This window comes from Paraburkholderia sp. BCC1886, assembly GCF_900996245.1.
Taxonomy (GTDB): Bacteria; Pseudomonadota; Gammaproteobacteria; order Burkholderiales; family Burkholderiaceae; genus Paraburkholderia.
Window position 1 is genome coordinate 90,741 of the sequence record NZ_CAAJGK010000074.1, and the last position, 13,229, is coordinate 103,969.

General features: G+C 63.5%; 11 protein-coding genes and 1 pseudogene. 4 read left to right on the forward strand and 8 right to left on the reverse strand.

Going from position 1 to position 13,229, the window contains the following annotated elements:
- Nucleotides 1–29 precede the first annotated feature (29 nt).
- A complete protein-coding gene (locus tag FQ746_RS25000) occupies nucleotides 30–998 on the forward strand; it encodes an alpha/beta fold hydrolase (protein WP_144112437.1) in 969 nt (322 codons plus the stop codon).
- Here FQ746_RS25000 and FQ746_RS35330 read toward each other — a convergent pair.
- From FQ746_RS35330 to FQ746_RS25030, 7 genes are all read right to left on the reverse strand, one after another.
- Nucleotides 984–1,106, reverse strand: coding sequence for a hypothetical protein (locus tag FQ746_RS35330; RefSeq protein WP_260854161.1), 123 nt, complete (start codon nucleotides 1,104–1,106; stop codon nucleotides 984–986). The genes FQ746_RS25000 and FQ746_RS35330 overlap by 15 nt on opposite strands.
- Nucleotides 1,107–1,160: 54 nt before the next feature.
- Nucleotides 1,161–2,153: a porin gene (locus FQ746_RS25005; protein ID WP_260854162.1), complete on the reverse strand. Its 993-nt coding sequence runs from the start codon at nucleotides 2,151–2,153 to the stop codon at nucleotides 1,161–1,163.
- A 28-nt stretch (nucleotides 2,154–2,181) separates the two neighbouring features.
- Complete coding sequence (locus FQ746_RS25010; RefSeq protein ID WP_144112440.1) at nucleotides 2,182–4,608, reverse strand: glucose/quinate/shikimate family membrane-bound PQQ-dependent dehydrogenase; 2,427 nt, start codon at nucleotides 4,606–4,608, stop codon at nucleotides 2,182–2,184.
- Nucleotides 4,609–4,699: 91 nt separating this feature from the next.
- The gene (locus FQ746_RS25015) at nucleotides 4,700–5,518 is read right to left on the reverse strand and encodes an ABC transporter permease subunit (RefSeq protein ID WP_144112443.1); all 819 of its coding nucleotides are present in this window, start codon (nucleotides 5,516–5,518) and stop codon (nucleotides 4,700–4,702) included.
- Nucleotides 5,515–6,447: an ABC transporter permease subunit gene (locus FQ746_RS25020; RefSeq protein ID WP_144112445.1), complete on the reverse strand. Its 933-nt coding sequence runs from the start codon at nucleotides 6,445–6,447 to the stop codon at nucleotides 5,515–5,517. Before FQ746_RS25020 ends, FQ746_RS25015 begins: the two co-directional genes overlap by 4 nt.
- Nucleotides 6,444–7,616: an ABC transporter ATP-binding protein gene (locus FQ746_RS25025; protein WP_186310831.1), complete on the reverse strand. Its 1,173-nt coding sequence runs from the start codon at nucleotides 7,614–7,616 to the stop codon at nucleotides 6,444–6,446. Before FQ746_RS25025 ends, FQ746_RS25020 begins: the two co-directional genes overlap by 4 nt.
- A 91-nt stretch (nucleotides 7,617–7,707) precedes the next feature.
- The gene (locus tag FQ746_RS25030) at nucleotides 7,708–8,808 is read right to left on the reverse strand and encodes a polyamine ABC transporter substrate-binding protein (protein ID WP_144112447.1); all 1,101 of its coding nucleotides are present in this window, start codon (nucleotides 8,806–8,808) and stop codon (nucleotides 7,708–7,710) included.
- A gap of 314 nt (nucleotides 8,809–9,122) precedes the next feature.
- On the opposite strand from FQ746_RS25030, the pseudogene FQ746_RS25035 reads away from it, so the two are divergent.
- The 3 genes and pseudogenes from FQ746_RS25035 (at nucleotide 9,123) to FQ746_RS25045 (ending at nucleotide 12,397) form a co-directional block, all read left to right on the forward strand.
- A pseudogene (locus FQ746_RS25035) lies at nucleotides 9,123–10,419 on the forward strand (Nramp family divalent metal transporter).
- A 335-nt stretch (nucleotides 10,420–10,754) separates the two neighbouring features.
- Nucleotides 10,755–12,119, forward strand: a complete 1,365-nt coding sequence (locus FQ746_RS25040; protein ID WP_144112449.1) for a phospholipase A — start codon at nucleotides 10,755–10,757, stop codon at nucleotides 12,117–12,119.
- Nucleotides 12,120–12,193: 74 nt separating this feature from the next.
- A complete protein-coding gene (locus FQ746_RS25045) occupies nucleotides 12,194–12,397 on the forward strand; it encodes a DUF1289 domain-containing protein (RefSeq protein WP_144112451.1) in 204 nt (67 codons plus the stop codon).
- Nucleotides 12,398–12,422: 25 nt separating this feature from the next.
- Here FQ746_RS25045 and FQ746_RS25050 read toward each other — a convergent pair whose 3' ends face one another.
- Nucleotides 12,423–13,085 carry an OmpW/AlkL family protein gene (locus FQ746_RS25050; protein ID WP_144112453.1) on the reverse strand — a complete coding sequence of 221 codons (663 nt, stop codon included), beginning with the start codon at nucleotides 13,083–13,085 and terminating at the stop codon, nucleotides 12,423–12,425.
- Between the last annotated feature and the right edge of the window lie 144 nt (nucleotides 13,086–13,229).

A 13,229-nucleotide genomic window follows, 5' to 3' on the forward strand; every position in this document is an offset into this window, starting at 1 on the left:
GCAATAAAAACCATCAGGGAGACAACGCCATGGCAAGCATCGACTCGACCCCGTCCGCACTCGCCGCCCCGCTGCCGCCGCGCTCGCTCGCGGCAAAGCTCGGCATGACCAGCGTGCCGCGCGCCGAACTGCGGCGCCGCTACACGCAAAGCGGCTCGAAATTCATCAGGATCATGGGCGCCGACGTACATTACGTCGACGAAGGCAGCGGCGATATCGTCGTGATGATCCACGGTTTCGCGTCGTCGCTGCATACGTGGAACAGGGTCGCCGACGAACTCAAACGCGAGCGCCGCGTCATCCGTCTCGACCTGCCGCCGTTCGGCGTGACCGGCCCGCTGCGCGCGAGCAACGGCGCGATCGAAACGATGAACCTGCCGACCTACCGGCGCTTCATCGACACCTTCATACAGGCGCTCGGCATCACGCGCGCGACCTTCATCGGTAACTCGCTCGGCGGACTGATTTCGTGGGATTACGCGGTGCGCCACCGCGAAGCGGTCGAGCGTCTCGTGCTGATCGACTCGGCTGGTTTTCCGATGAAGCTGCCTATCTATATCGGCCTCTTCAACAGCGCGCTGGTGCGCGTCAGTTCACCGTGGATGCTGCCCGAGATCATCATCAAAAGCGCGGTGCGCAATGTGTACGGCGATCCGCGCAAGCTGGACGCGACGACGCTGCGCCGCTATATCGAGTTCTTTCACGGCGAGGGCACGCGTGCCGCCATCGGCAAGATGGTACCGACGCTCGACTTCACCGAAGTGGACACCAACGTGCTGAGGACACTCGACGTGCCGTCACTGGTGCTGTGGGGCGCGAAGGACCACTGGATTCCGACCGCGCATGCGTCCGAATTCGCGAGCCGCATTCCGGGCGCCAAGTCGGTGATGTATCCGGGACTCGGGCACATTCCGATGGAAGAAGCGCCCGAGCGCGTGATGGTCGATCTGCACGCGTTCCTGGGGACGGGCTCGGGTAGGCAGTCACCCGCCGCCTAACAGCCGCAGCAGCCCCCACAGAAACTGGCAGAACAGCACGAGCAGCTCCCACAAGTGGTAGAGCTGCTGCCAGCCGGACACGCGCGCGAAGGAATCGATGAGGAACAAAGGATGGGAGCCGGGCCGGAATAGCGACGATGACGATGACGATGACGATGACGATCAGAAGCGATCGATCATACCGAACTGCACGCCTTTGATCGGCGCGCCCGGATAAGCCGCCGGCAGCCCCGTCACGTTCACGCCACGCAGCGTGAACGCGGCGTCACCATGATTCTGCAGCAGAGCGGCGCTCGCATAGAGCATCAGCTTCGGCGAGACGTCGTACTCGCAGGCCGCGCTGAACTGATCCGCGTTACTGTCGCCACCCGAACGGTCCCGCATGTACGTGTAGCCGAGCGAGGCCCGCAGACGTGTCGACACCGCATAGCGCGCCGACACGGACAGACCGTCGTCGTGATAGCGCGGCGACCCGCCATCGCCATTGAAAAACGACACGAACGCGGTGGTCTTGCCCAGCCGGTACGACACGCCGCCGAGATTCGCGCGCAGCCCGGCGTCGCCCTGCGTCTGCTGGTGCGCGTACGAGATGCGAAACGGGCCGTTACGGTATGCGAAGGTCTCGTAGTTGCCGGCCAGCCCGTTGCCGTCGCCGGCATCGCGCAGCGCGACCATCAGCGTGGTGCTGAACCCATGCAGATCCGGCGACAGATACGTGATGCCGTTATTCGTATAAGGCGTGATCTTCGACAGGTTGTTCAGACCCGACGCGATCGTGCCTGCACCGAACGCATCGAGCTGCCCTTTGAACGGAATGTAGATGGGCGAGTATTGCCGCCCCATTCGCAGTTCGCCCCACGGCGCGCCGAGGCCAACCCACGCCTGCCGGTTGAACAGCGTGCCGGCCGTCGCAAGCGAACCGTCCGCGGAGCCGAAGCCGTTTTCCAGGTCGAACAGAATGCGCAGATCCGGGCTGATCTGTTCCGAGCCGCGCAAGCCGATGCGCGAGCCGCGATACGCGCCCGAGTCCATCCGGGTCGTCCACGACGAACCCGGATTCGTGATCTCGATGCTGGTGTCGATCACGCCATACAGCGTGACCGAACTCTGCGCCTGAGCGTTCTGCGTCGTCCCGGCGAGTACGAACAACGACATGACCATCGCGCGGGAAACCCGCGTCCGGTCAGCTTCCGTCAGGCAGTGCATAGGCAATCACGTAGTCGCCGAGCTTGGTACCGAACGATCCATGACCGCCCGCGGCTATCACCACGTATTGCTTGCCATTGACCGAGTAGCTCATCGGCGTGGCCTGACCGCCCGCCGGCAGGCGCGCCTGCCACAACTGGTCGCCGGTGTTGGTGCTGAACGCGCGAATGTAGTTGTCCGCCGTCGCGCCGATGAAGAACACGTCGCCCGCCGTCGTCATCGGGCCGCCGAGCATCGGCATACCCATCTTGAACGGCAGCGGAACCGGCGAGCTGTCGCGCACCGTGCCGATGCGTTTCTTCCAGACAATCTGGTTGGTCTTCAGATCGACCGCCGACACGTAACCCCAGGCCGGCTGCTTGCACGGCAAGCCGAGCGGCGACAGGAACGCGTTCAACGTCACGCCGAACGGCAAGCCGTATTGCGGCTGGATGCCGGACTCGGTGCCGGTGCCGCCCGCGTCGCTAGCCGGCGGCTCGATCGGATTGCCCGGACCGCGCGGGATGAGTTGCGAGACGAACGGCAGCGCGATCGGATTGGCAATAGCGATCTGACGATCGGTGTCGACGGCCAGGCCGCCCCATTCGAACATTCCCAGGTTGCCCGGGAACACCAGCGTGCCCTTCTCCGACGGCGGCGTGAACGTGCCTTCGTAGTTCAGGCGATGGAACATCACACGGCACACCATCTGATCGAACATCGTGGCGCCCCACATATCCGCGCCGGTCAGCTTCTTACTCGGGCGGAACGTGAGTTGGGAGAACGGTTGCGTGGGCGACACGTAATCGCCCTTCGCCGCGCCTTGCGGCACCGGTTGCTCGGGCGCGGGCACCACCAGCGCGCCGGTGCGCCGGTCGAGCACGAAGATGTTGCCGGTCTTGGCGGGCGCGTAGACCACCGGCACGACCTTGCCGGTTTGATCGGTGATATCGGCGAGGGTCGGCTGGGCCGGCAGGTCCATGTCCCACAAGTCGTGGTGCACGGTCTGATAGAACCAGGCCAGCTTGCCGGTGGTCGCATTCAACGCGAGCAGGCCGCTCGCATAGCGCTCCTGCTCCGGCGTGCGATGGCCGCCCCAGATATCCGGCGTGGTCACGCCCATCGGCAGATAGACCAGGTCGAGCTTCGCGTCGTAGACGGCGGGCGCCCACGAGTTCGGCGAATTGAGCGAGTAGTGCTGACCTGCTGCGAGCACCGTGTTCGGGTTCTTGCTGCCCGGATCGAACGCCCACAGCAGCTTGCCGGTGTCGACGTCGAAGCCGCGAATCACGCCCGACGGCTCGCGTGTCGAATAGTTATCCGTGACCGCACCGGCCACGACGATCACCTTGTCGGTCACGACCGGCGGCGACGTCGGTTCGTATTGACCCGCCGTGGTGACCGGCTGACCATGCTGCAGATCGAGATCGCCGTTCACGCCGAAGTCCGGGCAGCGCGCGCCGGTTTGCGCATCGAGTTCGAACAGGTGGCCGTCGTTGACCGGCAGGATGATGCGGCGCGCGCAAATGGCGGGCGCCGCAGCGGAGGTGGAACCCGATGCCGGCGCTTGTGCGGGTGCGTCGGTCGAAGCCGTCGTCGTGGTCGACGCGGCGGCCGCCGTCGAGTCGTGATAAGACACCCCGCGGCAGGTCACGTGCTGGAAGCTCGGGTCGGTCTTCAGACCCGGATCGAATTTCCAGACCTGCTTGCCGGTCGCGGCGTCGAGTGCGAACAGCATCTGGTGCGGCGAGCACAGATACAGCATGTTGCCGATCTTGATCGGCGTGACTTCGTCGGTGGTCTCGACCGGGTCGGTCGAACGTTTCGTGTCGCCGGTCTGGAAGGTCCATGCCACTTGCAGGTTCTTCACGTTGTCCGCGGTAATCTGCTTGAGTGGCGAGTAGCGCGTGCCGTGCTGCGTGCGGCCATACGCGGGCCAGTCGGCATCGGTCTTGTCGGGCGTGGGCGGCGTGCCCGCGGCGAGCGTGCCGTTGATTTCCTGTGGATCGTTGAACGACGCGTAGACGAGCACGATGGCGCTCAGCACGATGGTGGCGGCGAGCGCGAGGCCCGCGCCCTTGACCGGCGCCTGCAGGCTGCGCGACACGAACGGCAGCAGCAGCCAGACACCGAAGATCACCAGCACGTCGAGGCGCGGTGCGAGCGCCCAGAAGTCGAAGCCCGCTTCCCACACCGCCCAGACGATCGTGCACAGCAGCAAAAGTGCATAGAGTCCAAGCGCGAGGGGCCGGCGCCGATACAGCAGCGCGGCGACGACCAGCATCACGAAACCGGTGACGACGTAGTAGATCGAGCCGCCGATGGCCGTCAGCCAGATACCGCCGAGCAGCAGATACAAGCCTGCGAGGGCGGCGAAGAGCACACTCAGAAAGCGGCCGATGTTGGAAGATGCATGCGTCTGCATGATGTGGACCTCTCGATTCAAACGGGTTGCAGCAACTGGAAAACGTTTGCGCCAGCGAGCAGTCTTCACGAGTGCGCCGACGAGCAAGCCGTCATCCTACCAGCGCGCTCCGCTTTCTCTCAGCCTTCTGCACAAAGTAGTTCGCGGCCACCACGCCTACCGTCACTACCGCGATGAAGAGCGTCGCCAGCGCATTCATCTCCGGATTCAGACCGAGCCGGACCCGCGAGAACACGACCAGCGGCAGCGTCGTCGAACCCGGACCGGACAGGAACGCGGACAGCACCAGATCGTCGATCGACAGCGTGAACGACAGCAGCCAGCCCGACACCAGCGCCTGCGAAATCAGCGGCAAGGTGATGAAGAAAAACACCCTGAGCGGCGTCGCGCCGAGATCGAGCGCGGCTTCTTCGAGCGAAGGATTCAGCTCCTTCACGCGCGATTGCACGATGATCGCCACGTACGAGATACACAGCATCACGTGGCCGATCCAGATCGTGAAGACGCCGCGCCCGGCCGGCCATCCCAGCCACTTGGCCATTTCGATGAACAGCAGCAGCAACGAAATGCCCTGGATCACCTCGGGAATCACCAGCGGCGCGTTGATCATGCCGGTATACAACGTGAAGCCGCGAAAGCGACCCATGCGCGCCAGCACGAAACCCGCCCACGTGCCGATGATCACCGACGCGAACGCCGTCATCAGGCCGATGCGCAACGACAGCCACGCCGCCGCGATCAGTTCGTCGTCTTGCACGAGCGCCGCATACCAGCGCGTCGAAAAATGCGTCCACACCGTGACCAGTTGCGATTCGTTGAACGAATACACGACGAGGCTGACGATCGGAATGTACAGAAACAGAAACCCGATGCCGAGGGCGAGGCACTGCAGGAGACGGTTAGGCTTCATCGACCCCGCTCCTCCATCGCCTTCGCCTGCGCATACTGGAAATACGCCATCGGCACCAGCAGCAGCAGGACCATCGCGCAGGTCACGGCGGACGCCATCGGCCAGTCCGCGTTGTCGAAGAACTCGTTCCACATGACGCGGCCGATCATTAGCGTGTTCGCGCCGCCGAGCAGTTCGGGAATCACGTACTCGCCCACCGCCGGAATGAACACCAGCAGACAGCCCGCGATAATGCCGTTCTTCGACAGCGGCAAGGTGATCTGCCAGAACGCGCGCCACGGTTTCGCGCCGAGGTCGTAGGCGGCTTCGAGCAGGGTCATGTCCATCTTCACGAGATGCGCGTACAACGGCATCACCAGAAACGGCAGGTACGAATAGACCATGCCGATATAAACCGCCGTGTTGGTGTGATACAGCTCGATCGGCGAATGAATCACGCCGATCGACATCAGGAAGTTGTTCAACAGACCGTTGTTCTTCAGGATGCCGATCCACGCATACACGCGAATCAGGAACGACGTCCAGAACGGCAGCATCACGGCCATCATCAGCAGATTGCGCCGCGCCGGACTGGAGCGCGCGATGTAATACGCCATCGGGTAGCCGATCAGCAGACATAGCAAGGTCGAGATGGCCGCGACCACGACCGAATTCACATAGGTCGCGAAATACAGGCTGTCCTGCACCAGAAACAGGTAATGCGACAGGTCGAGCGTGACGTGCAGCGCGCCGTCCGCGAAACTGGTCAATTCCGTGTACGGCGGAATGCCCATCTGCAGGTCGGCGAAGCTGATCTTCACGACCAGCAGGAACGGCACGAGAAAGAACAGCAGCAACCAGACGAACGGTCCCGCGATCACCGCGGTGCGCCCGGTCAGGTTGAAGCGGCGCACCGGCCACGTCGCGAGCGAATTGAGCGGGCGCTTCATGAGGTCAGCACCACGCCGGCCGACGCGCTCCAGCGCACGTACACTTCGTCGCCCCAGGTGGGCGGGTCGATTTCGGTCAACGCAAGACTCGTCACGTTGGCGATCACCGTCTTGCCCGCCTCGAGTTTCACGTGATAGAGCGAATAGCCGCCCATGTACGCGATATTCGTGACGACGCCCTTGCCCCAGTTATAGGCGCCGTCGGGCGGCTTGCGGGTGAGCGCGATGCGTTCGGGCCGCACGGAGATCGTCACCGGCATGCCGAGCGGACCGGTGATGCCGTGGTTCACGTACAACTGGCACGGGAGATCCGCGGTCTTGATGAATACATGGTCGGGCTCGTCCTCGACGGTATGGCCGTCGAACAGATTGGTCGAGCCGATGAATTCCGCCGAGAAGCGGCTGTTCGGATACTCGTACACTTCGTGCGGCGTGCCGAGTTGCACGATCTCGCCTTCGCTCATCACGGCGAGCCGGCTCGCCATGGTCATCGCTTCTTCCTGATCGTGCGTGACCATGATGCAGGTTACGCCGACCTGGTCGAGAATGTTGATCAGTTCGATCTGCGTGCGCTGGCGAATCTGCTTGTCGAGCGCCGACATCGGCTCGTCGAGCAGCAACAGCTTCGGCCGCTTGACCAGCGACCGGGCTAGCGCGACGCGCTGCTGCTGACCGCCCGACAGCTGATGCGGCTTGCGCTTCGCAAAACGGCCCATCTGCACGAGGTCGAGCGCGGTCTGCACGCGGTCCCTCAGTTCCGCTTTCGGCACGCCTTCCTGCCTGAGCCCGAAGCCGACGTTCGACTCGACCGTCATATGCGGAAACAGCGCGTAGGACTGGAACATCATGTTGACCGGCCGGCGATACGGCGGCAGGTGCGCAAGGTCCTCGCCGTCGATCAGGATCTTGCCGGAGGTCACGGTTTCGAGACCGGCGAGCATGCGCAGCAACGTCGATTTGCCGCAACCCGAACTGCCCAGCAGCGCGAACAGTTCGCCCTTCTTCACCGACAGGTTGACGCCCTTGACCGCCACGGTATCGCCGAACTTCTTCACGACATCGACGATCTGCACGAAACTTCCGGCGGCGGTGGTCGCGTCGCCCACGGCGTTCAGACTCGACGGCGGCGTGGCGCCTGCTGCCGGCGAGCCCGACTGGTCACTACTCATCACAATGCTTTACTCCGGCGTTGACGAACAAAGCCCCCGGTGGACACCGGGGGCTTCATGATGATGCTTACCGTACATTCATGCCGCGCGCTTAGCGGCCGGACTTGAATTCGGTCCACAGCCGCGTTTGCAGCCGCTGGATTTCCGGCGGCAAAGGCTTGAGCAGGAACAGCGTCTTGATGGTGTCCGGCGACGGATACACGGCTGGGTCGTTCGCGACGTCCTTGGCCACGTACTTGCGCGCTTCGAGGTTGGCGCTCGGGTAATACACCTCGTTGGTGATCGCGGCGTGCACCTGCGGCGTTTCGATGTAGTTGATCCACTCGAGCGCGGCTTCCTTGTTCTTCGCGTCCTTCGGAATCGCCATCACGTCGAACCACACCGGCGCGCCGCCCTTCGGAATGTAGTACTCGACCTTGTAGCTCTTCTTCGCCTCGACCGCGCGATGCTTGGCGATCACGACGTCGCCCGACCAGCCGTAGGCAAAGCACACGTCGCCGCCCACCAGGTCGTTGATGTAACCGGACGAGTTGAACTGCGTGATGTACGGGCGGATTTTCTTCATCATGTCGAGCGCGGCGCGATAGTCGGCCGGGTTCGTACTCATCGGATCCTTGCCGATGTAGTGCAGCGCGGCGGCGAACATCTGGTCCGGCGCGTCGAGCACCGAGACGCCGCAGGCCTTCAGCTTCGAGATGTTTTCCGGCTTGAACAGGATGTCCCAGTTATCGAGCGGAACGTTCTTGCCGAGCAGCTGCTGCGCCTTGGTGACGTTGTAGCCGAGCCCGGTCGTGCCGTAGGCCCAGGGCACCACGTACTTGTTGCCCGGATCGGCGCCGGCGACCAGCGCCATCAGCGAGGGATCGAGGTATTTGAGGTTCGGCAGCTTCGATTTGTCGAGCGGCGCGAAGATGCCGGCGGCGATCTGCTTGCCGGCGTAGTTGCTGGTCGGCACGACGATGTCGTAGCCCGAATTGCCGGTGAGGAGCTTGGCCTGCAGCGTGTCGTCGCTGTCGTAGTTGTCGTATTTGACCGTCACGCCGGTCTGTTTGGTGAAGTTGGGAATCGTGTCCTTCGCGATGTAATCGGACCAGTTGTACACGTTCAGCTGCGTATCTTTGGCGGTGGCCGTCAACCACGGCGTGGCCAACAGCATTAGCGCCGCCACTTGCCCTACTACCCGTCTTTTCATCCCGTTCTCCGATCCTGAGCGGCCCGAGCGGACCGTCTGCGCCCACGCCGCGGCACGATGCGCGCGGCTCCCCTGAAAATCCGACCACTACCCTCAATTATTGCGCGCACCAAAAATAATCCCGCGCTGTCGTGTGGATGGAACAGCCGGACTCTGGACGATGCGAAATTTGCGCGCAATTTTAGCGGGTTATGAGCGTGTGTCCACCCGAAAAAAAGATCGCCGATGCAGGGGAGCCGGCAGCGGCTCGCGCGAAGCCGACGAATACCAGGCACGCGGCTTGCAATAAGCTTTAGCTCAACCTTCAGGTATCGATGAACAGCAACCCCTTCGAGCTGCGACCGAACCGGCGCCGGCGACCGCCCGTGCCGGGTCAGGCACGTCCGGCGCACTGGTTCTCGTTCGTTGGCGCGGGCGCATTGATTGCCGTCGGTTATATCGATCCGGGCCACCGCGCTCGCCGCGGGCGCGGGCTATGGCTATCAGTTGCTGGGCATCGTGCTGCTGTCGAGCCTGATGGCGATGCTGCTGCAATGGCTCTCTTCGCGTTTAGGCGTGGTGACCGGGCGCGACCTCGCGCAGATCTGCCGCGAGCGCACGAGCCGCCGCACGACCCTCTTTCTCTGGCTGACCAGCGAGGTGGCGATCATCGCCTGCGATGTCGCCGAAGTGGTCGGCAGCGCCGTCGCGTTGCAAATGCTACTCGGTGTGTCGCTGACGGTCGGCGTGCTCATGTCCGCTGTCTGCACGTTTGCGCTGCTCGCGCTGCAGCAGAAAAGCGGCCGCAAACTCGAAGCGGTAATCGCCGCGCTGATCGGCTTCGTCGGGCTGTGCTTCGTGATCCAGCTTGCGCTGGCGCGGCCCGACTGGCATGCCGCGCTGGCGGGCTCGGCGCCCAGCATGGCGCTGCTGCGCAACGCGGGCATGGTGTGGCTGGCGGCGGGCATCGTCGGCGCGACCGTGATGCCGCACAACCTTTACTTGCACTCGGCGCTCGTCAAGCACCATGCGCCGCAGGGCAGCGACGAAGAAATCAAGGCGGCGTTGCAGGTGGTCAATCTGGACACTTTCGGTTCGCTTTCCTTTGCGTTCGTGATCAACGCGGCGCTCCTGATCGTCGCGGCGGCGGTGTTCTATACGAACGGCCATCGCGACGTTACCGACCTCGCCGATGCGCACCGGTTGATCGCGCCGCTGGTGGGCACGCACTGGGCCGGCATTCTGTTCGCGGCGGCGCTGCTCGCGTGCGGACTGAGCGCCACCGTGACCGGCACGCTGGCCGGCCAGGCGGTGATGGAAGGGTTTCTGCGCATTCGCCTGCCGCGCTGGAAGCGCGCGTTGCTCACGCGCGCGCTGGCGATCGGGCCCGCGCTGCTGGCGGTCGCGCTGTTCGGTCAACGCGGATCGAACCAGTTGCTGGTGGCCAGTCAGGTCGTATTGAGTCTGCAATTGCCGCTCGCCGTGGTGCCGTTGATCCGTTTCGCATCCAATGCGGGTCTGATGCGCGGCTGGCAGGTGCGCGGCATGCCGCTCGTGCTGGCGTGGCTGTCGGCTGCGTTCATCGTCACGTTGAACGGGGCGCTGCTGTGGCAACTGGCAGCCGGCGTGTGAGCAGTGCGAGACCGGTCGCGCGGTCCATGGGCATGACGTGAGTTTTTCAGTACGTTCGTTCGACCTCCAACATCGTGTCGAGACGGTCGGACGATCGAGTTTCAGGCGGCTGCCGGGTTGGTTCGGCAGCCGTTTTTGTGCCTTGTTTTTCTTGTGTCACTTTCGCGCTTTCATGCGCTTTTCGCACGCGCGATTCACTGCGTGGACGCGGGTTTTGGGTTGTGGCTTGGCTTCGATTCGGCTTTGATTCCGCCGATATCCGGCTGTTATTCCCCTCCCTGACCTGGTGCGCCGCCGCGTCGTTTCGCGTGTTGCCTTGCTCTGGACGATAGCCCATGCGCTTTCACGCTTCCTCCGCCCGCCCTGACGGCGCCTATGCCCGCCCGGCTCGTCTGTCTTTACTGACGGCCCCGGCCCGATCGGTTGCCGGCGCCGTTCCGCGCGTCTCGCGCGCCACGCTTTTCTCCACGCTGTTCGCGGTCGCCGCGTTCTCGGGCGAGGCACGTGCGACCGTGGCGATGCTGCAACCCGCGCGCATTGCGGCTGCCAACGAGCCCTTGCAGATCACACTGCTGTACTCGGCCGACGATGCCAAACCGTTGACCGTCGTGGTCCCGCCGAGCATCCGCGTGAGTCTGAACAGCGGCGAACAGGCCGCCCAGCCGCTCGAGCTGACCCGCGAGCCGGGCGTGCCCGGCACGCTGCGTCTGCGGCCCGGTCAGTTCCGCAAGGTGCGCTTCTCGGCGGCCTGGCCGCAGTCGGCGCGCGGCGAGGTGCGCATCGATCCGGTCGGCTTCGACGCGTCGCCCGCACTGGTCAGCATCAATCGCGGCCCGCAGCAGGAAGCGGTCGCGCAGGCCGAACGCGCGGAAGCGCAGGCCACCACGCCCGCGCAGGTCGCCGCCACCGCCGCGGTGGTCGATGGGCCTACCGGCGACGCGATCTCGCCGCCCGGCGATTCGCTCAGCACCATGGGACGCGGCGTGCTCGCGCATCTGTCCTATTACGAGCCGATGTACTTCGCGGCCGGACACAACGGCGACACCAATGCGCGCCTGCAACTGAGCTTCAAATACCGGCTGCGGATTCCGGACGATCTGCGCTCGAAGGGTCTCGTCGACAACCTGTACTTCGCCTATACGCAGACGTCGATCTGGGATCTGTCGGCGGCGTCCCGTCCGTTCCGCGATACGACGTATTCGCCGCAACTGTTCTACTACGTGCCGGATACCGGCTGGAAGAGTCCCTTCTTCACGCGGATGGGCTTCGCCGCGGGTATTGCGCATGAATCGAACGGCAAAGCCGATCCGGATTCGCGCAGCATTAACATGCCGTTCATTCGGCCGACCTGGGAGTTCGGCGACCTGGCCGCGAATCACCTGACCGTATCGCCGAAGTTCTATTACTACCTTGGCACGAGCAACAACCCCGATATCGCGGATTACCGCGGTTATGTCGATCTGTTGATCAAGTACGGCAGCCCCGACGGCTGGCAACTCGCCACGACGATCCGCAAAGGCACCAAACACTGGTACGGCAGCGTGGATTCGCAATTCACCTACCCGCTCGCCAAACTGCTGGGCAGCGCATGGGGCGGCTATTTGTGGGTGGGCTATTTCAACGGTTACGGCGAAGATCTGCTGGACTACAACAACCGGCAGCACTGGATGGCGCGCATCGGGTACAGCATCGCGCGTTAAAGCCCTTTGGGCGGCGTGGAATGGAGGCATCGGCTAACATAGCGGCACTCCGCTTCCACGCCTCAAGGTTTCCGATGTCCTCGAATCTTCACGATCTCCCCGATAGCCCGTGCATCGGCGTCTGTTCCACGCTGTTCGACGACGTTTGTAAGGGCTGTGGCCGCACGGCCGGTGAAGTGTCCAACTGGGTGTTCCTGAGCGACGAGGAAAAGCGCGCGGTGTGGCTGCGCATCGAGCGGGAAGGCACCGCCATGCGCTTCAGGAACGACAAGCTGTAAGCGGTTCTGGCTTACCGGCGCTTGCCTAGAAGCGCATCCCCACGCCGAACCCGACCACCAGCGGATCGATGCTCAGCCGGCCGAGCGGCTGGCCGCCGAGCGACGCATCCGTATGCATCCAGATTTTCTTGATGTCCGCGTTGACGAAGAGCGATTTCGTCACCTGCACGTCCACGCCCGCCTGCAACGCGGGCCCGAAGCTGTGATTGCCGATCGACACGGGTTGACCGCCGGCCTGCAGGCCGTTGTTGTAGAACAGCGTGTAGTTGAGCCCCGCGCCGACATACGGCCGCACGCGCCCGGCGTGATTAAAGTGATATTGAAGCAGCAGCGTCGGCGGCAGCACGTTCACGCCACCCAGGCTGCCGATATCCGACGTCACCTGATGGCGTGACGTGCCGAGAATCAGTTCGACACCGATGTTGTCGCGAATCATGTAGGTGAAGTCGAGTTCCGGGACCGTCGCGTTGTTCACGTCGACGCCGAGGGTCGAGAGCGTTCCGGTCGTGCTGGCCTGCGGCACGATGCTGATGGCACGTAGACGCACGAGCACGTCGCCGGCGTGAATGCCGCTCATCGTGTCGTTGCTGGTGACGGTTTGCGCCTGAGCCGGCGAGGTGAATGCGCAAGCGCATGCGAGGGCGATGGATGCTGCTACCTGACTACTTTGCCTGAACGATGACTTCATGATGTTCCCCGATGTTTTATATGCATGCGGAGATTGTGGAAGTTGCCGTCCAGCGCGATGTTGATACGCATCAAGCGTTGTAGAAGCCTGATCGCGTTGCGACAGTCTGTCGCACCTATGAAAAAAGCCCGCTTCGTGAGAAGC